This is a genomic window from Bacillus sp. ISL-77, from assembly GCF_018613105.1.
In genome coordinates this window covers 1-23,818 of record NZ_JAGGQY010000022.1, presented here as the reverse complement: position 1 = coordinate 23,818, position 23,818 = coordinate 1, and the positions used below count along the sequence as shown (strand labels likewise).

Below are 23,818 nucleotides of genomic sequence, written 5' to 3'. Positions count from 1 at the left end.
TCTAATACGGTCACTCATTCCTCGAATCTTTTCCATACCCCCTTTTACAGCTGTTTATTGATGTTAAATGGTCATGAATGTTTTGTTCTCTTATCCATTGTTTCACCTTAAACATTCGAAGGTCGAAGGCTATTTGCAATAATCCAGTTAGTCGATATTGGAAGAAATCATTTTTTTTGAGTTTCATAAGAGCTTCTTCATAAGAAGAAAAGCCGAGCTTTTGAAAAAGAAACCAATCTAATGTCCGTTTGATGTTCTTGGGATTCTTCCAATAATTCATTGGAACGTTAGCCAATTCGTATGGTTGAAAATGACCGGGATACACAGCCTTAATGACTTGATAAGGCGAATCACCAAAAGAACCGAAAATACCAGTAAGTCCATGTTCTTTAAAAAAAAGTTCCCAGCTTTTCCCCGATATATAGCATTGGGGCTTCATCCATTTCGCCTTCACCGATTACAACAGTTCCTTTCATAAGGAATTGTATTAAACAAGTCACGCATGCTTTGTGTTGCTGCATCATCTGCTTCTTCTTTTTTTCCTCTTCCCATCACCCGATGTTTGGAGTTTTCTTCTTAATTTTCAAAAATCAGAAAAAAACATTGTAATCTTACATTCTTCGACCTTATTTCTCTTTTCCTTTGTTAATCAAACGTTTGTTTAGTTTTGGTATGAACCCTTGCATATAAAGGACTTTTCTATTCTAGAAGCAAAAAAATTGTCGAGATTAGGATACGATTAAATAGCATTTTGTAGTTAATACAGATATCTAACTTTCAAAGTCTTATTCATATAAATAGTTTCGATTTAATAAGGAAGAGTGTTTTATGTTTGAACTGTTCGGAAGTAAACCACGGAGAAGAATAGGAAGATAGGGAGATTTCTTAATTCACGAGGAATAAACCAAGAATGCTTATCAGGCAAAAAAAAAAGCCGTCCTCCTATCAGAATGGTGTTTATCTATTTCAATACAATATATTAAAGCCTCCCAAGTAATTTTTAAAGTACTCGTTTTTGAAATTTATTAACTAATGAAATATACCATTAATTTAACAATGAAAAAAGGCCTTAGGAAAAACGCCTTAAGGCTATTGAAAAATATGTAATTCTATGTATTTTTTATGATTAGATTCACTTGATTGCGGAGGTTTGATTTGAAAATACGACCTTCGGGTTATGAGCCCGACGAGCTACCGGACATAAAAATCGCTGCCAGGATTTTTTCCGAAATCGGAGAGATAGATCGATTTAATTCTGCCAAGAAACTTGCTGAATTCGCCACGCCTTATACATGGGCTGTTCAAAGGGTAATCGGGATAATCTTATTCCACGTAATAAAAGACTACGAGAGTTTTATGACAAGAAACGAAAAGAAGGAAAACCCTTTAGAGTAGCTATCATTGCCTGTGTAAATTAGCTCTTACATTGTATTTATGCCTTACTAAAACGTAGAACTACTTTCCAAGATGTAGCTTAGAAACCAATATCTAACTATATACAACAAAACCTTCCCATAAAAGAAATAAGGAAGGTTATTTGGCATGGACATTTTTAGTATATCATGACGTTTTTAAACTTTTTATAGAAAAATGTTGAAAACTATTAGCTGCTTTAGCTCAAATTTAAAATCACTACTATAGTTAAATAATTTCGATACCTAATTCCATATACTTGTTTAAATTATGACTTAGTGGACCGTCTTCCGTAATTAAGTAATCAAGTTCTGAAACGGGACCAACCAAGTAATTGGAAATAGTATTAAGTTTACTTCTTGTTACTAGGGTTGCGATTTTATTTGAACTTTTAATCATCTGACGTTTAACATGAGACTCTTCTATATGAGGGATGCTGACACCAAAGTCAGGGTGCAGGGAATACACTCCTAAAAAACAGAGATCGGCTCTAATATTTTTAAGCACTTCAATTGCATCTAATCCTACAGTCACAAAAGATTCCTTAAAAAAGGTTCCACCCAAAAGGATGATATCTGTATTTGGATGTTTTGATAATGCCAAACTAATAGAGGGACTATTCGTAATAATGGTCCCTTTAAACTCCATTGGAATTTCTTGAGCAAGAAAAAGATTTGTTGTACTTCCATCTATTAAAAGAACTTGTCCATCTTTAATAATCTTCACTGCTTTTAAGGCCAATTCTTTTTTGGCATCTATATTTTCTTCCGTTCTTTCAGAAAAGGTTAAAGCGCTCGCAGATGCAGGAAATGCCCCGCCGTGTACTCTTTTGAGAAGACCAAATGAATCCATTTCCCTTAAATCTCGTCTAATTGTGTCCTCGGAAACATCCCATTTCATGCTTAATTCTTTAGCAACGACTTTCCCTTCTTTTTCAAGTATTTGTAAAATTTTGCTTTGTCGTTCTTTTCTTAGCATAACAATGATCAGCCTCCGTGTTTTTGCATGTTTTTTCTTATATTATATAATTTTTTCTTGAATTCACCAATTTTAAAAAAAATCCGGCAAAATTCTTCTTGTTTTTTCTTGTTTATAAAGATAAAATATTCTTAAATACGAAAAAACCGGCTTTAAAATGCAAAAACAAGAAATCCTTTGAGGCAAGAAACCTAATACCGACATTTTGTACTAATTTAAAAATTACATGAATAAAAAGGAGGAAAAAAATATGAATAATAGTATTGAAACACTAGCTATAAATACGATTCGCACCTTATCTATTGACGCGATCAATAGTGCTAATTCCGGTCATCCAGGCCTACCTATGGGGGCTGCTCCAATGGCATATGCACTATGGGCGCATCATCTAAATCATAATTCTGCAAATGCAAAATGGTTTAATCGAGATCGATTTATTCTTTCTGCCGGACACGGATCTAGCTTGTTGTATTGTTTGCTTCATTTAGCTGGGTACAATGTATCTTTAGAAGATTTAAAAAGTTTTAGAAAGCTTAATAGCAAAACACCTGGTCATCCCGAATTTGGTCACACAGAAGGTGTTGAAGCGACAACTGGGCCTTTAGGGCAAGGAATTGCAAATGCAGTAGGAATGGCGATGGCTGAAGCGCATTTAGCTGCAAAATTCAATCGGGATGTATACCCTGTAATTGACCATTATACATATGCTTTAGTTGGCGATGGAGATCTAATGGAAGGCATCTCTTATGAGGCCATGTCTATGGCCGGCCATATGAAACTAGGAAAATTAATTGCATTATATGACTCAAATGATATTTCTTTGGACGGTGAATTAAACCTTTCATTTTCAGAGGACATTCAAAAAAGAACAGAATCTGCTCATTGGCAATATTTACGAGTAGAAGATGGCAATGATGTAGCTGAAATCTCAAAAGCTATTACATTAGCTAAACAAAATACAAACCAACCAACCTTGATCGAAATTAGAACCACTATCGGTTATGGAAGTCCCAAAGTTGCAGGAACAAACAAAGCACATGGAAATCCCCTTGGAGCAGAAGAAGCTCGTGCAACAAAACAGGTATATGGCTGGCAATATGAAGAGGATTTCTTTGTACCGGAAGAAGTTAAAGCCCATTTTGAAGAACTAAAACAAAGAGGAATTAGTCAAGAACAACAATGGAATGCATTATTCCAGTCTTATCAAGAGACATATCCTGAATTAGCGAAGGAACTGCAACATGCCATCACGGGAGAAGTTTTAATTAATGCGGAAGACATCCTGACATTTGATACAGGTAAAACAATTTCAACTCGTGTAGCCAGCGGAGAAGCTATTAACCATTTTGTAAAATCAGTTCCTTCTATTTTTGGAGGAAGTGCGGATCTTTCTCATTCTACAATGACAGATATAAAGGAAGACGCAGCATTCGCGGTAGAATCATTTAGCGGACGGAATATCTATTTTGGTGTCCGGGAACACGCAATGGGAGCGGCTGGCAATGGTTTGGCTCTTCATGGCGGGGTAAAGCCATTTGTAAGCACATTCTTTGTTTTCAATGATTATCTCAGACCATCAATTCGTCTGGCAGCCTTGCAAAAGCTTCCAGTCACTTATGTATTTACTCATGATTCGATTGCGGTTGGTGAAGATGGTCCAACTCATGAGCCAATTGAGCAGCTAGCTTCTCTTCGTGCGATCCCAGGGCTAACCGTAATTCGCCCATCAGATGCAAACGAAACGGCAAGTGCTTGGGCTTATGCACTACAACAAATAGACGGTCCGGTTGCCTTGGTACTAAGCCGTCAAAACCTGCCTGTGTTCCAAGAAACACAAGCCAATTTAGACAACCTTTCTAAAGGAGCTTACGTATTAACGCAAACAAATGACCAACCAGAGGTTATTTTGATCTCTACCGGTTCAGAAGTGTCATTAGCCATTAACGCGAAAGCTGAACTTGAAAAGGAAAATGTTTCGGTTCGCGTTGTCGCAATGCCAAGCTGGGAACTTTTCGATCGTCAACCGAAAGAATACAAAGAGCTTGTCTTCCCTGCTTCTATTACGAAGCGTGTGGCACTAGAAATGGGTATCTCTCTTGGATGGGAACGCTATGTAGGATCAGAAGGGAAAGTATTATCTATTGAAACATTCGGTGCTTCAGGAACGGGCGCTGCAGTCATGGAGCTATTTGGATTTACGACAGAAAATGTTGTTCGAACTGCAAAAAGGCTACTGCAATCTTAAAATGGAGGAAATATACGATGAAATTATTTATTGATACTGCAAATCTTGTTGATATTAAAAAGGCATATAAAATTGGCGTTTTATCTGGTGTTACAACCAATCCTTCCCTAGTTGCTAAGGAAGGCGTAAAATTCGAAGACCGCATTGAAGAAATCTGCCAAGCAGTTCCACAAGTAGAGTCTGTTTCCGCTGAAGTAACTCCAGAAGCCATTACAGCTGATGAAATGATTGCCCAAGCTGAAGAGCTTATTAAAATTAACGGCGGAGATGAGAAAATTACAATCAAGCTTCCTATGACTTTAGCTGGCTTAGAGGCTTGCCGTTATCTTGCTGATAAAGGCGTTAAAACAAATGTCACACTTATCTTTACAGTAAACCAAGCACTATTAGCAGCTCGTGCTGGTGCAACGTATGTATCTCCATTTTTAGGCCGCTTAGATGATATTTCCGAAGACGGTGTCCAATTAGTATCAAAAATAGCTGAATTGTTCCGCATTCATAATTTCGGCACACAAATTATTGCAGCATCTGTTCGTCATCCGGATCATGTAACTCGTGTAGCAATGGCAGGTGCACATATTGCAACGATTCCATTTTCAGTCATTGAGCAAATTTCTAAACATCCACTTACTAATCAAGGAATCGAAAAATTTGCTGCTGATTGGGAAAATACTCTTAAAAACTAAGTTAATTAAAAAACACGACAGGAGAAATTCATCCCTGTCGTGTTTTTACCCACTACAGTTCTACGATATATACCCTATAGTTTATGCATAATTATCTCTAACTGCTTTATTTAAAAGGCCTATGCTGCGGTCTAAATCTTCTTTGACTTGCTTCTTATACCGTCTAGCTTCATCCTTATTGGCAATTTCATATACTTTAAGCTCTTGGCGCTTTGACCCCTCTTTTATAATGCGAGACCTTGTGATGATTCCATCATCCAGCAGTTCGTGCAATCCTTTGTAAACTTCAGAATGGTTGGGCTTATAATCAAAGTGTTTAAATGTTTTATAAAAATCGTCCAACATCTCTTGGCCGTATGGTCTCCCCTGCTCGATCCACGAGAGCAAATACAGCTTTATAAACGCACGTTGCTTGATTAAAAAGTTATCTCGGTTGCGTGATTTTACCTCTTTTTCTTTTAATATATTATCCTTCAAAATAAACCCTCCTTGCTGACCGTTTGGTGGTGTTGCTTGAATTATAAACCATACGTTGTCCGGGCGTATATATAATAGTTAATGTGAATTTAGCACATATTGAAATTAGAAAATTGTATTGCAGCCACAAGTAGATCTAGAGCTATAATTTCTATTTGGTCACGATTTATTTGTGTATTTTTACTTAGCATTTCATCCACCTCAAGTAAATTACTATACTTAAATTTTACAAAAAAACTGCCGGCAAACTCGATATTCTTCGAATTTGTCGAGAGTCTGATGGCTCCCTACCTGGAGCCTTTGACTGCGGCCCTTAAATTAATCAACAGTTACAAAACCACTTCAAAAGGTACTCGGCATCTCTCAGCAAGTAGGATGCCATCTCATTTGAAATGTGCTCTTGCTGGATTGCGCTTTTACTTAGTTCAGGAAGCTTTGTAGGTCATTATTTTGCAACTTCTGTAGGAGGCTGTTGGCTATTCCTTCATTATCGATTGATCCGTTGGTTTGAAACAGATCTATAGGCTTTTCTAACGACGAAATGCTTGTCGTCGTCTTAAACGATAAAGTTGCCGAAGCAGGATTTCCTGCCTGAAATTGTATGCATATCTTGTAAAATTGGTTTATTTTCTACGCAAATGATATCAGCTATAAGACAGAAAGAATTTTTTTATTAAATAGATTCAGGTCATACCCCACAAAACTATTAAACAAAAAACCCTGTCAGATATACTGACAGGGAAGTTAACAGAAAGTTCACAAGGTTGTATTTTTTTTCTTGCAGGTACTGGTCTTTTTTCTTTTGATATTCCCTGTCAACAATAGTACGAAGAAAGGCACTGCTGTTTCTTTTTCTACCATTCGGCAGACAATTTACAAAGTTATACAATTCTTTTTGCTCTGGATCATCCGTGTTTAGAACAAGAGTAATCTTCTTTATTCCCGTCATTTTTTTACTCCCCTTTCGGAACGAATTCAGATGTAGTTCATATATCCGACCTATATCAGAAAGAGATCCTACCCTGTGATAAAAGCCTATGCACTACCGTTTGTCTAAGTTTCATCATCTATGAGAAAAAATTTCAGAGATGAAACTTTTGTATAAGCTATGAAATTTTTGTCAATGCTTGAGCTATAAATAAAATAGCACTTAGGAGAGTGGAAGCTTTGAAGTGGTTTGGCATCGGGAAAGAAAGGTCAAAACTGGGGCGATATATTGATCAGCACGGCATTAGTCAAAAGGAGTTAGAGAGATCAGGAGTTAGTAGAGCTACAATCAGCCGTTTATGTTCTGATGAAGACCATCAACCAACTATGAGTACAGCCAGAAAGATCATTAATTTTCTTAAAAAACTGGATCCGAATGTGGATTACAATGACTTTTTTGACATGTAGGAGTGGTTATCGATGAGCATAGATGAATTAAATAAAATTATTGCTGTCAAAAAGATGGATTTAGAGGAATGTGAACAAGAACTTAATAATCGTTACTACCCTTCTATAGTAAGGATGGCAATGATGAATTACATATCAGTCCTACAAGAACAATTAGATAAATACAATAACGATCATATTAATTTGTAAATATTGACAAAAAAAAGGTGCCTATTAGTGCCTTTTTTTATTTTGACATTTGAATCCAGATAAATGGCTCATTTTCTAAAATTCATGACAAAACAGCACTTATGTTCATAAAAAAAGTACCCTAATTAGGCTGTTCATGTATTTCTTCCTCTTTCCTTAAGCTCAAATCAAATTGAATTTGCTTTAATTATCTTGGTATTGCATAGGCATATTCTAATATTATCTCGGTAAACTTGAATAAAGATTTCACCAAATCATCGGCAAATTTAACATCATCGCCATGTGTAGCCTCGTTACCAATATCTTTAATTATTTTAGACATTTCCGAAAGAATAGGTGGAACCACACTGTTATCCGCTAAATATTTCAGTTTATGATACAAGCCCTTCCCTTCCGCATCTTTATGCTAACACATTCTTTCGAGTGTTCTCCTTAACGCAAGTGCCGTAATAGCTCCATCAATATTTCTAGTTTTATGTGTTGCCTTAAAAGATTCTTTTACTCCTGATGGTAACCTTTTTATTTGTGGATCTACGGAAGGATATAATATCTTTTTGGTCCAAATCGGGATGCCATCATAGTTACACTCAAAAGAACTAGATGAGATTTGTTCCAATGTGAATAAACCAGGTTCATAATCAATTTCTGGATTATCCAGCTTATGTGTGTTTATTAACACCATCTGTGTTGTTTCTGGCATTTAATTAATGGATGTCTTGGTAGTATGTTCATTTATCTTTATGAATCTTTTCTCAAAGTGAAACTGTATAGATACTAATATTAATACATATTTGTGAAGCTGTGCTTACTGCACTAACGGGGCAGGTTAGTTGTGCGAGATGTTTCTAGCTTAAATGGAGGATGGTCACATTTCTCTGGCAAAGGCTAGACAGTTCCTGTCGGAACTAAAGGATTATATCGAAGATTCAAATGATGGGGTAACGCCCTGAAGGGTTCTCTCTTAGTCGAATAGCACTAGATTTGGTAAGAATGATAGTGTTATAAGCTCGGCGAAAAGGCGTGAGAAATTACCGTAGCAGTTCGGCTGCCGAAAGCCTACTCGATGGAGTGGTGTAATTCATGATGCTTGAGTTGAATGAATATGGTGAGAATGCGGTTAAGTCTAAAAGTAAAAGGCTAAGCTGACGAACTTCTGAATGTACGGGTCTAAACCTGCAATACATAGAAATGTGTATATCACCAAATTGTGAGGTTAGCTGTGGGTGAGTAAGAATAACTAATATAAAAATCCATGATACGTTACAGGCGTATGAGTGCTAACAGGCTTAAAGGAAGCACCTAAGTTCATTCCATAATAGGTATAATTCAACATTGTAAGCTGATAACGTGGAGGGCTTACTACTGAAGAAGCGTTGACAAGGAAAGCAATAATGATATTAGTTACTGTATAACTTGTCTCTGTATCAGTGAAAGTGGTGGCACAGTACCAATGAAATGTCTAATCAACATGGAGGGATAGCCACTAGACTAATGAAGAATCATTCAACCATGTAAGAAGGCAAATCTTTATCGGTTAATAGGTTCTTGTGAGACTAATAGAGGTTCACCTCCTACGGGAGGCACCGACTTATTAAAACGGAAGAATTGAGACACGGAAGGGGCTACGATTTCTGAAGTGTTGATGATTAATTCGAATTGGATTAGTTGGAACGCCGTATGAGGTGAAAGTCTCATGTACGGTGTGAACGGGGGGAAAAGGGAGCGATAACTTCAAACCCTTACCTATCTGTATTAAGAAGAAACCATTATGTGTCCTTCGAATAAAGTGATAAATTAAGCACAAAATGAATAGAGAAATAAATACCGTAATATAAATAAGATGAAATGTAGGAGTGAAAGTATGGATAAAAACAAAGGGAAAACACCAAATGTTTCAGGAAGTTTTCAAGTGATTGAAGATGACCGAAAAGAAACTATTGAGGAATTGAGAAAAGACAACAAATTAGATGAAGAAACGGAATACTACGCGCGAATTTTTATGGAAGATTAGGCGTTTCTTTCAACAAGCGGATTGTAATACTTGAAGAGCTGGCTGCTATTGCTGGCTTTTTGTTATTCAACTAAAGTGGCAGTTTTGCGTAAAATGAACTTACATTAACTCTTAATGAATATTTAAAAAAGCAGGTGGAACTTTAAAAGAAAGGAGTTTGAATTAATATGTCATTTAAAAATAAGTGGATAATCAATATAGCAATGATCATACTTCCTTGGTTGACATTACCTTTTTTAGGGGTACGTAGTATTAAGAGATTTCTACCTTCATCAATCCTAATTGTTGTGTTAGAAGCAATTAATGTTCAACTAGGAAAAAGAAGGAAATGGTGGTTTTTTATAATAAACAAAATCGTATATTACAAATGAATTTCCTTTTAATTTAGGTCCCTTTCTTGTAGGTTCTATGTGGATATTAAAGTGGACATATGGAAGTTTTAAAAAGTTCATATTACTTAATGCAATTATAGATGGTTTCTTTGCTTTTTTTATAGTTAGGTTAACAGAGAAATTAAAAGTTGCTAAATTAGTTCGATTAAATAATTTCCAATTTTTCCTTTATTTCTTTTACAAGGCTTTTTTGTAATATGGGTTTCAATACATTATTGAGGATAAAAAGAATAAATAAAAGACTTGTGAACTAATTCACTTAAAGTAAACCAGCTAATAGTTTGTCAACATTTTTCAATAAAAAGTTTAATAACCTCATGCTAATTGAATAAAATAAAAAGGAAATAGAACCTAATTTACATAAAAAACGACTCTAAATTTACATTTTTGAATTTAGAGTCGTTTTTTTGGTTACAGCCATTGATTCTTTTCAAAAAATCCGAAAGATTTTCAGTGCCCTCCGGTTTTTGCCCTATTTTTCTTACATTAAATTCACTACATGAAGTACCTAATGTCATTCAATCACGTTACATAGGAAGTCCGGTTCAAGAATAACTTCTCGAATTTTGACATCTATAATAACCGAAAAAGAGATGAAGATAATCTTTACACTTAAAAAGATAACTTGGCAGAAGTCAATTTCTAGGCTCCAATAACTCAGATTTTTGAGTCGAATGCCTTTTTTGTTTTCTCTTCGTGATTTTCTTTTTTATTATGACAATGACAACCAACAAGAAAGGAATAACCATAAATAAAGGGATATAGAGTATGTAAGGTACAATGGCAGCTCCTTCCCTATGCTCTACAGAGTTGTCAGCCATTAATATCGACATGGCAATGATAGATGCAGCCATTAGGGGAATCATAAACTTATTAATAGAAGTCATTCTAATCAGATTTGAAAACCCTTCAACAGCAGCATATAGAAAAATAGTGATTTTAAAATATCCGCCAATAATCAATAGAATTATTCCAATAGGATCCAAACGTTGAAAAACTTCACCTATCTGAATTCTTCCAATAGTCTCCATTAAAGCAAATGGGCTTTTTGTTGCAGTGTAGGAGCCAATAACACTTATGATAATGGTCGTTACAATAATCAAAAGAATGCCGCTGAAAACTAAAGCTAAATATCCAGCAATGACCCCATCCTTTTGTTTATTCAATAATGGGAAAAAAATAGTAAAAACAATCGTTTCCCCGAAAGGAAAAGACAGAACCGACGGGAAAGCAGATTTAAGTACGGGTTTCCATCCAGCTTCAAGGACTGGCTGTAAGTTTTCCAGCTTTGGAAGATCGCTGAAAAAAGTAAAAAGAATAAACAAAAATCCAAAAAAGATAAACCAGGGAAACATAATCTCAGCTGTTCTAGCAATTACCTCAAACCCCAAATAACAACCAAAACAAATGGTCAGCATCATCACAATCATTACAACTGATATTGGTGTTTCATATAACACGGTTGTTAATAAAAGTTCACCGAATGTTCTTAAAATTCTAGCAGCAATGTATAGGAATAAGCAAATATAAATAATTGCTAGAATCCTGCCGATAACCTTACCAACAATTTTTTCAAGAAAATTAGTTAAAGATAAGTCGGGAAATTGCAAGTAAAGATATACATAAAGAGAAAATAACCCAATTCCTCCTATCATCGATAATAGAATCACTAACCAGGCGTCCTGTTTAGCATCCAAACCTAATCCAACCACCACTGAGCTACCGATTTCAAATAAAACGATTAAGACAAAAAGCTGAATCGGTTGTAATTTGCTTTGGACCAATGAGTCAGCCTCCTTTAATCGTTACTTAGCCTGATGAATGATTAGACGTTTTGGGAGAGGGGCGTTTTCTTTTAATTTTTCCAATTACCACCAAAAATAGTGGCAGAAAAAAACAAATCATTAAGGAAAACGGTGTCAGCGTTGTCGCTATATAGTTACTAATATGTACTACATTTGGATGCATAAAAATAGAAAAGGGAATGATTAAAAAGGCTAAGGGAAAAATAAGGATTTTATAATCCTTTAATCCAAATAATTGTGCTAATCCAAGAGTGAGCCCATAAAAGCAAATCGTCAGCTTGAAATATATGGTGAAAATCCAAATAATCGCTACAATCACTTCAACCCGTTCAAAAAAATTTCCAATGCTTATTTTTTTTCCTAATATATAAGTAGGATAGGCTTGTCTTGAGGTAAAGTCAGATCCCAATACTAAAATACAGAATAGGACAATAATGGATAAGATGAAGCCGCCCATAACAGTACCTTTATAAAAGGCTTTTTTTATTTCTGATTTTTCCGTAACAAAAGGTGTTATCATTAATAAAATGTGTAACTGTAAATAAGGAAGACCCAAATGGTGATAGGATCCATTTATAATTGGTTTTATACCGTCTCCTAAAATAGGTTGAATATTTTCTAATTTGATCTGTGGGATAAGTAATAAGAATAACATCAACAGCAGTAAGACGATCCATGGGAAAAAGATTACCGCTGTACGGCAGATAACTTCTAATCCTAACCGGACACCGATTAAGCTAGTCAATAGAAACAAGATCATTATTACTTGAATAGGTGTTTCAACCATTACTTGCGTTGTAAAAAAATCACCAATCCCTCTATATCCTCCCGCAGTAATATGAAAAACATAAAATAGATAGAAAACTGATACTAATTTTCCAAGCCATTTTCCTAATATTTTCTCATATACTTCTACATAAGTCATGGATGGGAATAGGGAAACGAACTGGTTATAGACAAAGATAAATAGTAAGCTAGGGAGAAGGGTTAAGGCAGCAGCTATCCAGGCATCCTGTTTGGCTATTGTTGCAAGTAAAGCGGGTATATGAAGGATGGCGGTTCCAACAGTAAAGGTAAATACGATAATAGTAAATTCGCCTGCATTAATTTTCCCTTCCTCAAGCATATCGATTGTACACCTCCCTATGACAGAATCCGTTCGAAGTAAGAAGTTACCGGACTAAAAAATTTCGTTATCCAGTCTAACGGTGTTGGAATGGGAACATCTTTGCTTAATAGAATCGCCAGTGTAATACCTGTTGAAAGCAATAGAAAATAAACAATCATTTCTCGCCACCATTTTTTTTTCACAAGGGGCGGAATTTCGAAGAAAGAAATAATCGCCCCGATAGATAAAATTCCGACTATGGACCACATCGATTATTACTCCTCAATATCCTTTTGAAATGATTCTGTAATCGTGCCTAATTGACGAATCTCCGCTTTTACGTTTACGGTTACTTCCAATTTTGCAAATTCTTGATCCCAATTTTGTTGCAGACGTTTCCAAGCTTTCGGATCAGCCCGGTGAATCACTTCCCCGAAACCAAAGATATCGCTTTGATAATCCTCTTGGACCTTTTTAATCGCTGCATCAATTTTATCTTTAATTGAGTTTTTGTATTTTTTATTTAATTCTTTGATTTTTTCAGGTTTAGATAAATCGAATTTGCACGCTACTTCACCCACATTTCCTTCTGAAGTAACATTGATAGAAATTTTCGGTTTCCCTTTCTCCATTTTCCCCTTGACGTTTGTTTTTGAACGGGTGGTGGCAATCGTAATTTTGCCGTCTTCACAGGGGAAAGTAACCGCTGAAGTCTGTACATTATCGGTAATATAATTAAAGCCTTTACTTTCGTTCTCATTTAACCACCCGATAAGCTTATCGCTTTTAAATACTCCAATAGAGTCGATTTTTAAGCCTGTTTTTGGTGAGACATCTTGAACATTCGTGAAGGGACTTCCAGATTCTGGGTTCCCATATACGTAAACTCCTGTAAGTACAGGTTCTTTCCCTTTACTAACAATACTGGTTATTAATTCATCAATTGTAACGGTCTTTGTCGGTGCCCATGCTTTTCCTGAAGTTTCCAAGGCATTGGAAATTTTAGCTGCTGGGTTTTTTTCGAGAGCCGTTTGGACATTAAGAATATCGTAAGCTTTAGATTCCTTCGCCACAGTAAGAAAAAAATCAGAACGCATTTCATGATGCCGGGAAAGAACATCGAGGACCTTTCCTATTCCATCTTTAGCCAATTCCTCACTAATAACAACTTCACGGAGATGGGCTACATAAATTCTTCTTGGTACATCCGTTGATAATCTTCTCATTGCATCAAAAATGGTGTCTCCAGTTTTCATAAATCTGATCACTTCCGTGCGACCGGTACCGGTTTTACCTGCAATTTCACCAGGATTAACAATTTGGACAGAAACAAGATACCCATCCTTTGATTTATCAATCCCTATCGCAGAGACAATGGCGATCTCATTCAGTTCTTTTTTGCTCCAACAGGCGGTTAGAAGACTACTTATTAAAAGGAACATAATGAATAAGCTTATGATTTTTTTCATTTTACTACCTCTCTCATGCTTCCCATATTAATTCGATGGTTTCGGAGAAGGTGTATCTTCTCTTTTTATGTCTTTCTGACTTATCAAGCGAGGTCGTGAAAATAATGACCAATGTGGCATGCGAATGATACTGTCTTTTTGATCCTTTAAAATAAATGGTGCAAAAGGAGCTAAATAAGGGACCCCAAATGACCGTAAGCTGTTGAGATGAAGGACCATCACTATTAGACCTAAGATAATTCCAACTAATCCAAACGACGCTGCTAGTAACATAAACAAAAAGCGAAGAATCCGAACGGAAATAGACATATTAAAATTCGGTGAAACAAAGCTGCTAATGGCTGTTAAGGAAACGATAATGACCATAGATGCAGAGATGATCCCGGCTTCTACGGCTGCTTGTCCAATAACTAATGCACCCACAATGGAAATGGATGAACCTACGGCTCTAGGTAATCGCACCCCTGCCTCACGTAAGACTTCAAATGTTAATTCCATCATCAATGCCTCAACTAGGGCGGGAAAGGGAACCCCTTCACGCTGGGATGCTAAACTAATGAGTAATTGAGTAGGCAGCATCTCTTGATGAAACGTTGTAACAGCAATAAAGAGTGATGGAGTCAGCAGGGCAAGGAAAAATGATATATATCGAAGTAATCGAATTAATGTGGCGATATCAGCCCGTTGATAGTAATCTTCACTTGCTTGGAGAAAATGCACAAAAAGTGCAGGTACGACAAGGACAAATGGTGTTCCGTCAACAAGAATCGCAATCCTTCCTTCTAATATTGCTGCAGCTACAGCATCGGGACGTTCTGTATTATAAACGGTTGGAAATGGAGTGTAGGTTTTATCTTGGATCAGCTCTTCAATATAGCTGCTTTCAAGAATCGCATCGATGCTGATTCGATTTAACCGGCTTTGTACCTCCGCAACCGTTTTATCATTGGCAACGCCTTTTAAGTACATTATCGCAACGTCAGTTTGTGTCTTCGTCCCGATTTGTTGTGTTTCAATCCATAGATTCGGATCTTTTATTCTCCGACGTATTAATGCAGTATTTTTCCGGAGCGTTTCTGTAAATCCATCCTTTGGACCTCTAACAACAGTCTGGGAAGAAGGCTCCTGCACACCACGGTCAGCCCAATGTCTTAAACTAATAGAAATTGCCTGTGAATAACCATCAATAAAAAGAATGGAATCCCCGGATAACAAGTGGAAAAAAAGCTTCTGAAAGTCATAAATATCACTTATCCCTGCCACAGGAAGAGATTGAGTTTTTACCAAATTAAAGAGATTTGATCTATCAAAAACCATTGAATCTAGCTCAGCATTACGTATTTCAAACATTAGGGTGTTAAGAACAAAATCTTGAAGCTCAGCTGAATTTGTTAATCCATCTGTGAAAATGATCGCAATTTTAATTTCACCATTTTGTCCAGCTTGAAATTGCCTTATGACAATGTCTGTACTATTTCCAACTGTTTTTTTTATATAGTCTATATTCTCTGTAAGGTCTGAAGAAATATCGATGTTTTTTTGGGTTAGTGAAGATTGGTTTTGGTATTGAGTTTGTTTTTTTATTTTGAACTTTTCTTTAGCTTTTCCTTCGCTTTTATTTTTAGGTTGACTAGGTTCTTGATTTTGAGCCGAATCTTGATCCTGCTCCTGTTCTTGAATTTGATTTTGATCTTGGCTCGGTAGTCCACTTTGATCATGATTATTTTGTTGTTTTTTTAATTTCTCATCTTGTTTATCTTGTACTAATTTTTTAATCGGACTAGGAATACGGGTTTTCATTACCACCCTCCTCAAGACCTGTGTGTATGTTTTTATATTTCACTATAAATGGTAAATTATCCATTCCTGCTAAAAAATTACAGGGTTTTTTGCAATCAGAAGCTTATATCGTAAAAAAGCATTTCTTTTGATAAAATGATGAGAACATGGAATTTAGGAGGTTCTGACCATGCTGAACCATATTGAAATTTATGTATCCGACCTTAGAAAATCGATTGAGTTTTGACAATGGCTGCAATCTTAATTAGGTTACGAGCAATATCAGATGCGGGAAACCGGGATGGGCTCAACCATGGTTAGACGCAACTCTTCATAGTATTAAAACACGTAATCTTACAGGAACACCGAATGCCGAATATGTTCCTGACAATCTTGTGAAGGGGCGTATAGCAATCGTTGGAGATGCTGTACATCTACCTGCACCACTAACTGCATCGGGATTTAATGCTTCATTACATGGACAATCTTTCAGTGGGTCTTTTGGACGATAAATGAGGAAATTAGAATAGAGATAGAGTGGGACTTTGTTAAAAAGGAAACAAGAGAGAAAACCTAATAAATAATAGCTATATGTTTAGCAATAGAAGTAGATTGTTAAGTATTTCACTTAAACTAAAGGGTGCTTTTGCACAATAACTAAAATTATCATTGAGCCGAAAATATGCAAGTTTTTATTCACCGCTTACATATTCTCGGCTTTTTTATATTCAAAAAACATACTGCCATAAACAGCATTTTTTAATTGCCAAATACAATTTGTGTTTTATTTCCGCAATGCAAACAAAGTTTTGCTTCTCTCATTTTGACCACTCCTCTCAATTAAACCTCTTCAAAGGGATATTATTCACCTTTAAGACAACAACATAATCACACTAGAAGGCTGCTAAGTGTAAATATCTTTAACAATAAATTTAGCTACGTTCTGACACTTTGTTATTTTATTAAATTTCGCTACAAAATTCCAAACTCATAGAAAAAGCTTCCCTGAAGGAAGCTAAAACTGATTTTTATAAACAGATTCTTTTCCAACATTCTTTTTATTTAGATTTATGCTCAATTAAGTCGTTTTTATTTAACTCCTTCCGCTGTGTCCGAATCATCATAGGACCGGTTTTTTTGTCATTTTTGATATTTTGCAGATACTGTACCAAATAACTTTCCGTGATCCGTTCCGGTACATACCCTAAACGAGTCCGAATCAGGTTTTCCACAATAAACGCTTTTTTTGTGTAATACATATAATCACGGCCTGTTTCCTTTTCCACTTCTTTATATTCTGTAATGCCTTCCTTCCCTGCCTGGTGAAACACGTTCATAAGATGGTAACAATCATACCGTTCTTTGCGGATCAATTTCAGCAAATACAGCAACTCAAAGGTAGACAATATCATGATTTCCGGTGTAGTTTTATCAATAAAAACTTCTAATACAAAATCCTGAAATCGAACATCTAGACGTTCACGATTCTCCTTCGTGATCCTTGAGTCAACCTCCATACTACAAAATTCACAATAATAAAACTGCGTGTCTAATTTTTCAAGGTTGCTGCCACAATACGGACAAGTTTTCAATTCCAATCCTCTCCTTTAATCCTGTTTTTTTTGTTATTTTTCACCCCTATGAGAAATCCTTTGCTACATTCTAAATTTTCGATCAGGTGCACCAAAGAGAAAATAATTGTTTTTCATTTATCCTTTAAATCTCTTAATCTTAAAGGTTTTCAGCCCAGCCTATTTCTAAACATCTTCATTCCTCGAATCATCATCAAGGGTTTTAGCTTGCTGCAGCAACCGTCTAGGAGGCTCGATGCCTGCTTTCATCAGAAAAAAAAGAATGTTTTTTCCTCTATCCGTGAAGCTTCACCGGCTAGAATTATAGCCGGTGTTGTTCTCTTATATTGTAAAATTACAAGTATTATAGGCTTCTTGGTTACTAGTATTTGTATCAAACGATTTCTATAACTTCGGTATGAATAATATTTTCCGTAGTCAGTTCACATTCTTGGATACGATTTAATTCGTAATGATCATTTCTATCAAAGTATTTAGAAATCATTTTTTCTGCTTGTTCTTCGCTTTTTGCCACTACAATCGATACCCTTGATATCCTTTTGCAAAATAAATAACTTGAAAGACTTTCATATTCTTTCACTCCTTTAATTAGTATACTATGGGTTTTATTGGGCCTTTTCGATATATCCTTTCACCGGCTGACAGATCAGCCGGTGAAAGTTGTGCTTGTTACTTAATAAGTGACTAATTCCTTTTAGTTTTTTCGTCTATCGAATGTCCTTTATTTTACCTATAATATAATCTGCTGCTTTTTGTGCTTGAGCAGCTGCTTGTAAAATTAATCGACTTTCTTTCTTTAAAGCTCGTAACCACGAATTGATATAGCTTGCGCTATTTTCTAAAGTGCTGTTATCAATTCCGGCCACTCCGCACAACATTGCCGCACCCATTTCCGCGACTAATTCCTCTTTTGAATAAATCTCATCCCCGAATGCAACACCTTCAGTCATGATACCTGGGCGTGCTAATCGGCTTTTGTGTCCAGTACTGTGAATTTGTTCATGAAAAAGGGTGCAATAATATTCTTCCGGAACCTTAAAATCGTTTATGGGTGGGCAATTAATTCTATCCCAGGTCGGGTAGTAAACTGCCTTACCTGAATGAAACGTGTAATCTGGTGCGTTGATATATCCTTTATAAATTTCCTCCGCTTTTTCGATGGGGTCTTGGTCAAATTTTTCATTGATTCTTTTACTATCTAAGCCGGTACACTGTTTATTAATCTCCCAAACTCGGAAAAAGAATGGTTTGGCAAAAGTCTTTTTCTCCTTTGTTTCTTCGTCCTCCTTCTCTTTCCAAAGCCAATAGACAATGATATGGGAATTTTTCAGTTCCTCTTTTTTAATTCGTCCACCCGCTTCTAAAATCTGCTTCTTTGAAGCATATTCCCCTGGCTCCACCAGGAATATATTGATTCCCCGGTATGGTTTTTGTGTTTTCCAGTTAACCGCATTTGAATTGGTCCATGGCTGACGCCACGGTATAACACCCTTTTCTAATTTTTCCGCAATTTTTCCTGTAATGATTTCATAAACGCTTTTTGTCATTTTGCTTTTCCTCCTTTGATTTTCTAATGTTTTTCATGTTTGTCTTAAGGATTTCTTTTTCCTTTTGACTTGCGAAGCGGGTGAGTTCCCCAAAGGGGGATCATTTTTCCCCTTTTGCAAGAAGAACGAAAAGCACGCATAGTCAATGGGTCAAGGGCGGCTCTTCGCACAAAAAGTTTTTTTGCTGTTGTGATAACGCCTTTAAGCAAAAAACTTTTTTGCCCCTTGACCGATTGATAAGCTTCTTAGCTTCCAGCCGGAAAGGTTCGGGTGTCCTACCGGCTGGAAGGTTAGAAAGCTTGCGCTGTTTTACGATTCGGAAGGCAAAAGGGAAAAATAAACAATAAAAGCAGCCGTTTCGGCTGCTCCAGATTGTAGACAAAAGGCATCCGAATGGACTCATTCGGATGCCTTTTGTCCTTTTTATGCTCTTAATATCTTAAAATGGACCTCTCCTGAGGTACATTTTTAAACCATTTCTGGACTTCTCCATGTCCAGTTAGCCATCTTCTTTAAATTCATGGATGCAAAAGTAAGCATCGCTTGCATGGACATTTTTTTTAGGCCCCTTAGGGTTGTCCAACGCATACCATGCTTTTCCTTAGCATCTGCAAAAACACGTTCAATCATTTCCTTCCGTTTTGCGTAAATGCTTTTATTCTCTTGTGTATGACGAAGATGGTCAGCTTCTTCTAAGTATTTTTCCCATACATGACGCTGAATGAGCTTTTTATGTTCCTTACTTTGCGTACACTCTGAAAGTAATGGGTAAGTTTTACATTGAATCGGATTTGAGAAGTATTGACGATATCCTTCTTTCATCGTCGTTGCATATTTCAGTATTTGTCCTTGCGGACAAATATAACAATCGTAATGTTCATCATACACATATTCATGTTTTTTCATATATCCTTCCTTCGTACGAGGGCGAGTATATGGTAAAGCAGGTGTCATATCATTTTCAAATAGATATTGGGCAATAGCAGGTGTTTTGTATCCAGCGTCAGCAGCAACAGCTTCGGGTTTTCCATGGTTCTCAATTACCTTTTCAAGTAGTGGCTCGAAGATGGCACTATCATGGATGTTCCCAGGCGTAACAATCGCTCCCAAAATAAAACCCTTACGATCAGAGGCTGCATGAAATGAGTATGCAAATTGCTTTGTTCGTTCGTCCTTCACGTAATAACCACTCTCAGGATCAGTAGTACTTTCTTTGATTTCTTTCAGTTCTTCTTTATCAAATTTATCTGGAGGAAATGGTTTCTTTCCATGGTCTTCACGGTCACCATTGATTTCATCTTGAAGACGTGATTGGTATGCTTTCGTTTCTTTACGAACTACTTTCTTTTCAAATTTACGCTTATTTGCACTAGCTTTAACATGTGTAGAATCAATAAATACGTGCTCGCTACTAATCAATTTCTTTTCTGAGGCTTCCTTTAAAATACGATAGAAAATCTGTTCAAATAAATCAGTATCCTTAAATCGTCGTTCGTAATTTTTCCCGAAAGTTGAGAAGTGAGGTACTTTATCATAAAATCCAAATCCTAAAAACCAACGGTAAGCTAGATTTGTATCAATCTCTTCTATAGTTTTGCGCATGGAGCGAATACCGAAGGTATATTGGATGAAAGCCATCTTAATAATACCACAGGATCAATACTTGGACGACCACGTTCGCTAGAGTACATTTCTTGAACAAGTGAATATATAAATGAAAAATCGATTGCAGCTTCCATTTTACGAACCAAATGATTCGCAGGTACAAGTTGGTCTAAAGTAATCATTTCTAATTGGTCCCGATTTATCTGTGTATTTTTGGTTAGCATTTCATCACCTCATGAAAATCTAATATGTATCTTAATTATACAAAAAAAAGACCATCGATAAATCCGATTTTTTTCGAATTTGTCGACAGTCTGAAGCAGCCGTTTCGGCTGCTCTCCTTTTGTCTTTTATTCTTTTGATCTTTCAATGTTTTTTTCTTTTATTCTCTTATTTTCCGGTTATCGGCTCGTTCGGTATGGCGGCGTAAGCCGTAAAGGGAACAGGAACCTACGGAATGTAGCCGTGAGCCGTACAGTCCGTGGTTATCGATCCATTTAATGCCGAAGCAACACGTACGGAATGACAGAAAGGTGCTCTTTCCTTTCTGATCAGTCGGTAGTGCTGCCGGCCAAAGTAGTTCTGTATGCCTTTAACCTCGATTTTAAAGTCCTTATTTCTGAAGAAAAACCGCACCCTTAAGGCTGCATGACTGGCATAAAACGAAAGGGGAATGTATGCATATCCAAAATTTTTGAAACATATTCCTTGAATAATAAGAACAAATAATCCAGTTAAGATAAAAAGGGGGAACCTTTTAATGAATAAGATAACCGTGGAATGAAAAATTTCAGGACTTTTTCATGCAGGAATCCAAAAAATGTTTAAAATCTTTGGCAGTAGATCACTTAATTTTATGGAAAGGACCATTTGCCGTGGCAAGTGGTTTCCTTTCTTCCTCGAATAATCTTTCAAAAGGTTGCGTCCGCAACCGTCTAGCAGGCTCGATGCCTGCTCATATGATCAAGAAAAAACGGATGTTTTTTATCCATTCGCGAACAACATCGGCGCTGATCCAGCCGATGTTGTTTCTGTTTCATTTTTTACACTGATAAAATCATCGTATTTTTGTGGGTTTATATTTTTCTTTCGATGCCTCAAAAAATGGCAGGATATAGATTTTCTTCGGCTTACAACCGTATTCAAATAAATGATATTCGATTTCCTCTTTTAGGCCTACGTTTTCAATTGCTTGTGCCTCATCTTTATAAAAATCAGATATGATAATTGTCATGATAACTCTCCCCTTTAAAGCAAAGGGGAAATCTCCCCCTTGCTATTTTGGTATTTTTATAGATAGCCTTTCTCCTTTAGACTGACATGCTCACCCGTATGGCTGACAATTACATGGTCAAGGACTTCGATACCTAAAATTCTCCCTGCTTCTGCAAGTCTTTTAGTGACCTCTATATCTTCTTTGCTAGGTGTCGGGTCTCCGCTTGGGTGCTGGTGGCTAACAATAATGGATGCCGCATTATTGAGAATAGCGCATTTCATCACCTCTCTAGGATGGACGATACTAGCGTTCAAGCTTCCTACATGAGCTCTATGTAACCCAACTACCTGATTTTTAGTATTGAGCATCATAACTAGAAGCACTTCTCGGTCTTCATCTGCAATGTAAGAGGCAGCTAATTTTTGAGCATCTTCCGGTGAACGAATTACATATTGTGCAAACGGTTCAGAAGATTCCCTAATTTCCTGTTTGATTCGTACGACTTCAAAGATAGACATAAATTCCATTTTTCAAAACTCCCTTTCTTCTTTGGTTTTTCATTCATTTTTTCTTTTTGGGTTCCGAAGCGAATCCGTTCCCCAAAGGGGGATGATTTTTCCCCTTTTGCAAGTAGAACGAAAAACACGCATAGGCAATGGGTCAAGGGCGCTCTTCGCACAAAAAGTTTTTTGCTGTTGCGATAGCGCCTTTAAGCAAAAAAGTTTTTTACCCCTTGACTGATTGACTATCCTTCTTAGCTTCTAGCCGGAAAGGTTCGGGTTCCTACCGGCTAGAAGGTTAGAAAGCTTGCGCTGTTTTACGATTCGGAAGGCAAAAGGGAAAAATAAACAATAAAAGCAGCCGTTTCGGCTGCTCTCCTTTTGTCTTGTATTCATTTAATCTTTTGATTTTCCGGTCTTCGGCTCGTTCGGTATGGCGGCGTAAGCCGTAAATGAAACAGGAACCTACGGAATGTAGACGTGAGCCATACAGTCCGTGGTTATCGGTCCATTTAATGCCGAAGCGACACGTACGGAATGACAGAAAGAGTGTTTTTCCTTTCTGATCAGTCCGTAGTGCTGCCGCCAAAAGTAGTTCTGTATGCCTTTAACCTAGATTTTAACGTTCTTATTTCTGAAGAAAAACTGCAGCCTTAAGGCTGCATGACATCAAAAAACTGAAGGAGGATGTAGGAATATCAAAAATTTTTGTAACATACCCCTTGAATAACAAGAACGAATGTTCCTATAATAAAATAGAAGGGGGGAAACTTTTAATGAATAAAGATCATAAAGATCGAGGAATGAAGAAATTTACATTAAATGTCAAGGAATTAATTTGAATTTTAATAGTGATAAGTGATTTTATATAATGTCGCACAAAATGTAATGGAAAAGTAGGTGTCTTGAGGAAATTCGTGACAGAGGCCGTATTAAATGGGTTTCAATGATGGTACCGGAACATGTAAAATTACTAAGGGAATACAATGAAAGTTTAGATAAAGTCGAAAAACCGGTTTTGGATGAACAAAAATATGAAGAATTTAATGAAGTTATCTGTAGGGCTATGGAAGAGAACATTACTCTACAATTCACCTTCTATCAAAAAGGGGAAATGAAGAAACTTGTTGGTAATATTCATTATGTCGATCAGCTAAAAAGAGAATTACGAATTGTTGATTACTCGACTAAAAAACATGTTTTAAAATTAGGAGATATTATTGAAATTGAGCAATACTAAGAAAACAGCATTAGAAATACAAACTATAATAGAGGTAGCGAAGGTCAGGGGAAAATGCAGATTTACAACGCTAAGAAAATGTCAATATTTAAAAGCCCAATTTCTCAGTATTGTATTTGAGAAATTAGGCTTTTTGTTACTTCACAATCGCGCCCTTTAATGGAAGATGGT

At 36.4% G+C, this 23,818-nt stretch carries 22 protein-coding genes and 4 pseudogenes; 8 read left to right on the top strand and 18 right to left on the bottom strand.

Going from position 1 to position 23,818, the window contains the following annotated elements; translation table 11 throughout:
* Positions 1–10: 10 nt before the first annotated feature.
* Positions 11–439: a hypothetical protein gene (locus tag J7E77_RS08470; RefSeq protein WP_214713488.1), complete on the bottom strand. Its 429-nt coding sequence runs from the start codon at positions 437–439 to the stop codon at positions 11–13.
* Positions 402–552 (bottom strand): annotated as a pseudogene (locus tag J7E77_RS08465) (fructose-bisphosphatase class II); the annotation flags it as partial. The pseudogene J7E77_RS08465 and the gene J7E77_RS08470, both read right to left, overlap by 38 nt.
* 588 nt (positions 553–1,140) lie before the next feature.
* On the opposite strand from J7E77_RS08465, the pseudogene J7E77_RS08460 reads away from it, so the two are divergent.
* A pseudogene (locus tag J7E77_RS08460) lies at positions 1,141–1,418 on the top strand (IS110 family transposase); the annotation flags it as partial.
* Positions 1,419–1,641: 223 nt separating this feature from the next.
* Here the strand turns inward: J7E77_RS08460 and J7E77_RS08455 are convergent.
* A complete protein-coding gene (locus J7E77_RS08455; RefSeq protein ID WP_214713487.1) occupies positions 1,642–2,391 on the bottom strand; it encodes a DeoR/GlpR family DNA-binding transcription regulator in 750 nt (249 codons plus the stop codon).
* Positions 2,392–2,641: 250 nt separating this feature from the next.
* Between J7E77_RS08455 and tkt the strand changes: the two genes are divergently transcribed.
* Together tkt and fsa are read left to right on the top strand one after the other, a co-directional pair.
* Entirely contained in the window at positions 2,642–4,636 is a 1,995-nt protein-coding gene (gene tkt / locus J7E77_RS08450) for a transketolase (RefSeq protein ID WP_214713486.1), read from the top strand.
* 17 nt (positions 4,637–4,653) lie between these two features.
* Positions 4,654–5,322 (top strand): fructose-6-phosphate aldolase, encoded by a 669-nt coding sequence (fsa, locus tag J7E77_RS08445; protein ID WP_214713485.1) that lies wholly within the window; start codon positions 4,654–4,656, stop codon positions 5,320–5,322.
* Between the two features lie 81 nt (positions 5,323–5,403).
* Here the strand turns inward: fsa and J7E77_RS08440 are convergent, their stop codons facing one another.
* Both J7E77_RS08440 and J7E77_RS08435 read right to left on the bottom strand, forming a co-directional pair.
* Positions 5,404–5,799, bottom strand: a complete 396-nt coding sequence (locus J7E77_RS08440) for a helix-turn-helix domain-containing protein (protein ID WP_251028009.1) — start codon at positions 5,797–5,799, stop codon at positions 5,404–5,406.
* A 706-nt stretch (positions 5,800–6,505) separates the two neighbouring features.
* On the bottom strand, positions 6,506–6,748 hold the full coding sequence (locus J7E77_RS08435; RefSeq protein WP_214713484.1) for a hypothetical protein: 243 nt from the start codon (positions 6,746–6,748) through the stop codon (positions 6,506–6,508).
* A 209-nt stretch (positions 6,749–6,957) separates the two neighbouring features.
* On the opposite strand from J7E77_RS08435, the gene J7E77_RS08430 reads away from it, so the two are divergent.
* Complete coding sequence (locus J7E77_RS08430) at positions 6,958–7,194, top strand: helix-turn-helix domain-containing protein (protein WP_373890014.1); 237 nt, start codon at positions 6,958–6,960, stop codon at positions 7,192–7,194.
* Between the two features lie 12 nt (positions 7,195–7,206).
* Positions 7,207–7,383 (top strand): hypothetical protein, encoded by a 177-nt coding sequence (locus J7E77_RS08425; protein ID WP_186446590.1) that lies wholly within the window; start codon positions 7,207–7,209, stop codon positions 7,381–7,383.
* Positions 7,384–7,570: 187 nt separating this feature from the next.
* Here J7E77_RS08425 and J7E77_RS08420 read toward each other — a convergent pair.
* A pseudogene (locus J7E77_RS08420) lies at positions 7,571–7,774 on the bottom strand (DUF4145 domain-containing protein); the annotation flags it as partial.
* A gap of 15 nt (positions 7,775–7,789) precedes the next feature.
* Positions 7,790–8,083 (bottom strand): hypothetical protein, encoded by a 294-nt coding sequence (locus tag J7E77_RS08415; protein WP_214713482.1) that lies wholly within the window; start codon positions 8,081–8,083, stop codon positions 7,790–7,792.
* Positions 8,084–9,244: 1,161 nt separating this feature from the next.
* Between J7E77_RS08415 and J7E77_RS08410 the strand changes: the two genes are divergently transcribed.
* Positions 9,245–9,394, top strand: coding sequence for a hypothetical protein (locus J7E77_RS08410; RefSeq protein ID WP_155443886.1), 150 nt, complete (start codon positions 9,245–9,247; stop codon positions 9,392–9,394).
* Positions 9,395–10,421: 1,027 nt separating this feature from the next.
* Here the strand turns inward: J7E77_RS08410 and J7E77_RS08405 are convergent.
* Genes J7E77_RS08405 through J7E77_RS08385 form a run of 5 tightly spaced genes read right to left on the bottom strand, consistent with a single transcriptional unit; the run spans position 10,422 to position 15,968 of the window.
* Complete coding sequence (locus tag J7E77_RS08405) at positions 10,422–11,570, bottom strand: GerAB/ArcD/ProY family transporter (protein WP_214713481.1); 1,149 nt, start codon at positions 11,568–11,570, stop codon at positions 10,422–10,424.
* A 25-nt stretch (positions 11,571–11,595) separates the two neighbouring features.
* A complete protein-coding gene (locus tag J7E77_RS08400) occupies positions 11,596–12,717 on the bottom strand; it encodes a GerAB/ArcD/ProY family transporter (RefSeq protein WP_214713480.1) in 1,122 nt (373 codons plus the stop codon).
* A 17-nt stretch (positions 12,718–12,734) separates the two neighbouring features.
* Complete coding sequence (locus J7E77_RS08395; RefSeq protein ID WP_214713479.1) at positions 12,735–12,968, bottom strand: hypothetical protein; 234 nt, start codon at positions 12,966–12,968, stop codon at positions 12,735–12,737.
* Between the two features lie 6 nt (positions 12,969–12,974).
* Complete coding sequence (locus J7E77_RS08390; protein WP_251028008.1) at positions 12,975–14,168, bottom strand: Ger(x)C family spore germination protein; 1,194 nt, start codon at positions 14,166–14,168, stop codon at positions 12,975–12,977.
* 27 nt (positions 14,169–14,195) lie between these two features.
* Complete coding sequence (locus J7E77_RS08385; protein WP_214713478.1) at positions 14,196–15,968, bottom strand: spore germination protein; 1,773 nt, start codon at positions 15,966–15,968, stop codon at positions 14,196–14,198.
* A 260-nt stretch (positions 15,969–16,228) separates the two neighbouring features.
* Between J7E77_RS08385 and J7E77_RS31680 the strand changes: the two genes are divergently transcribed.
* Positions 16,229–16,459, top strand: a complete 231-nt coding sequence (locus tag J7E77_RS31680; protein WP_214713514.1) for an FAD-dependent monooxygenase — start codon at positions 16,229–16,231, stop codon at positions 16,457–16,459.
* Positions 16,460–17,005: 546 nt separating this feature from the next.
* Here J7E77_RS31680 and J7E77_RS08375 read toward each other — a convergent pair.
* The 6 genes and pseudogenes from J7E77_RS08375 to J7E77_RS08350 all read right to left on the bottom strand — a co-directional run bounded on the left by J7E77_RS08375 (position 17,006) and on the right by J7E77_RS08350 (position 22,434).
* The gene (locus J7E77_RS08375) at positions 17,006–17,539 is read right to left on the bottom strand and encodes a hypothetical protein (RefSeq protein WP_214713477.1); all 534 of its coding nucleotides are present in this window, start codon (positions 17,537–17,539) and stop codon (positions 17,006–17,008) included.
* Between the two features lie 373 nt (positions 17,540–17,912).
* Positions 17,913–18,053 carry a hypothetical protein gene (locus tag J7E77_RS08370; protein ID WP_214713476.1) on the bottom strand — a complete coding sequence of 47 codons (141 nt, stop codon included), beginning with the start codon at positions 18,051–18,053 and terminating at the stop codon, positions 17,913–17,915.
* A 193-nt stretch (positions 18,054–18,246) separates the two neighbouring features.
* A complete protein-coding gene (locus J7E77_RS08365) occupies positions 18,247–19,086 on the bottom strand; it encodes an ArdC family protein (protein WP_214713475.1) in 840 nt (279 codons plus the stop codon).
* A 468-nt stretch (positions 19,087–19,554) separates the two neighbouring features.
* Positions 19,555–20,915: pseudogene (locus J7E77_RS08360) on the bottom strand (IS1182 family transposase).
* Between the two features lie 833 nt (positions 20,916–21,748).
* Positions 21,749–21,925: a hypothetical protein gene (locus tag J7E77_RS08355; protein ID WP_214713474.1), complete on the bottom strand. Its 177-nt coding sequence runs from the start codon at positions 21,923–21,925 to the stop codon at positions 21,749–21,751.
* Positions 21,926–21,981: 56 nt separating this feature from the next.
* On the bottom strand, positions 21,982–22,434 hold the full coding sequence (locus J7E77_RS08350) for a JAB domain-containing protein (protein ID WP_251028007.1): 453 nt from the start codon (positions 22,432–22,434) through the stop codon (positions 21,982–21,984).
* A 919-nt stretch (positions 22,435–23,353) separates the two neighbouring features.
* On the opposite strand from J7E77_RS08350, the gene J7E77_RS08345 reads away from it, so the two are divergent.
* Complete coding sequence (locus J7E77_RS08345; RefSeq protein WP_214713473.1) at positions 23,354–23,647, top strand: YolD-like family protein; 294 nt, start codon at positions 23,354–23,356, stop codon at positions 23,645–23,647.
* The last annotated feature ends 171 nt before the right edge of the window (positions 23,648–23,818 follow it).

Coding starts and splice junctions, on each gene's coding strand:
- J7E77_RS08355 (WP_214713474.1), bottom strand. CDS start 21,925: ATGACAATTATCATATCTGATTTTTATAAAGATGAGGCACAAGCAATT.
- J7E77_RS08425 (WP_186446590.1), top strand. CDS start 7,207: ATGAGCATAGATGAATTAAATAAAATTATTGCTGTCAAAAAGATGGAT.
- J7E77_RS08400 (WP_214713480.1), bottom strand. CDS start 12,717: ATGCTTGAGGAAGGGAAAATTAATGCAGGCGAATTTACTATTATCGTA.
- J7E77_RS08385 (WP_214713478.1), bottom strand. CDS start 15,968: ATGAAAACCCGTATTCCTAGTCCGATTAAAAAATTAGTACAAGATAAA.
- fsa (WP_214713485.1), top strand. CDS start 4,654: ATGAAATTATTTATTGATACTGCAAATCTTGTTGATATTAAAAAGGCA.
- J7E77_RS08455 (WP_214713487.1), bottom strand. CDS start 2,391: ATGCTAAGAAAAGAACGACAAAGCAAAATTTTACAAATACTTGAAAAA.
- tkt (WP_214713486.1), top strand. CDS start 2,642: ATGAATAATAGTATTGAAACACTAGCTATAAATACGATTCGCACCTTA.
- J7E77_RS08470 (WP_214713488.1), bottom strand. CDS start 439: ATGAAGCCCCAATGCTATATATCGGGGAAAAGCTGGGAACTTTTTTTT.
- J7E77_RS08390 (WP_251028008.1), bottom strand. CDS start 14,168: ATGAAAAAAATCATAAGCTTATTCATTATGTTCCTTTTAATAAGTAGT.
- J7E77_RS08365 (WP_214713475.1), bottom strand. CDS start 19,086: ATGACAAAAAGCGTTTATGAAATCATTACAGGAAAAATTGCGGAAAAA.
- J7E77_RS08410 (WP_155443886.1), top strand. CDS start 9,245: ATGGATAAAAACAAAGGGAAAACACCAAATGTTTCAGGAAGTTTTCAA.
- J7E77_RS08345 (WP_214713473.1), top strand. CDS start 23,354: ATGATGGTACCGGAACATGTAAAATTACTAAGGGAATACAATGAAAGT.
- J7E77_RS08415 (WP_214713482.1), bottom strand. CDS start 8,083: ATGCCAGAAACAACACAGATGGTGTTAATAAACACACATAAGCTGGAT.
- J7E77_RS08395 (WP_214713479.1), bottom strand. CDS start 12,968: ATGTGGTCCATAGTCGGAATTTTATCTATCGGGGCGATTATTTCTTTC.
- J7E77_RS08350 (WP_251028007.1), bottom strand. CDS start 22,434: ATGGAATTTATGTCTATCTTTGAAGTCGTACGAATCAAACAGGAAATT.
- J7E77_RS08435 (WP_214713484.1), bottom strand. CDS start 6,748: ATGACGGGAATAAAGAAGATTACTCTTGTTCTAAACACGGATGATCCA.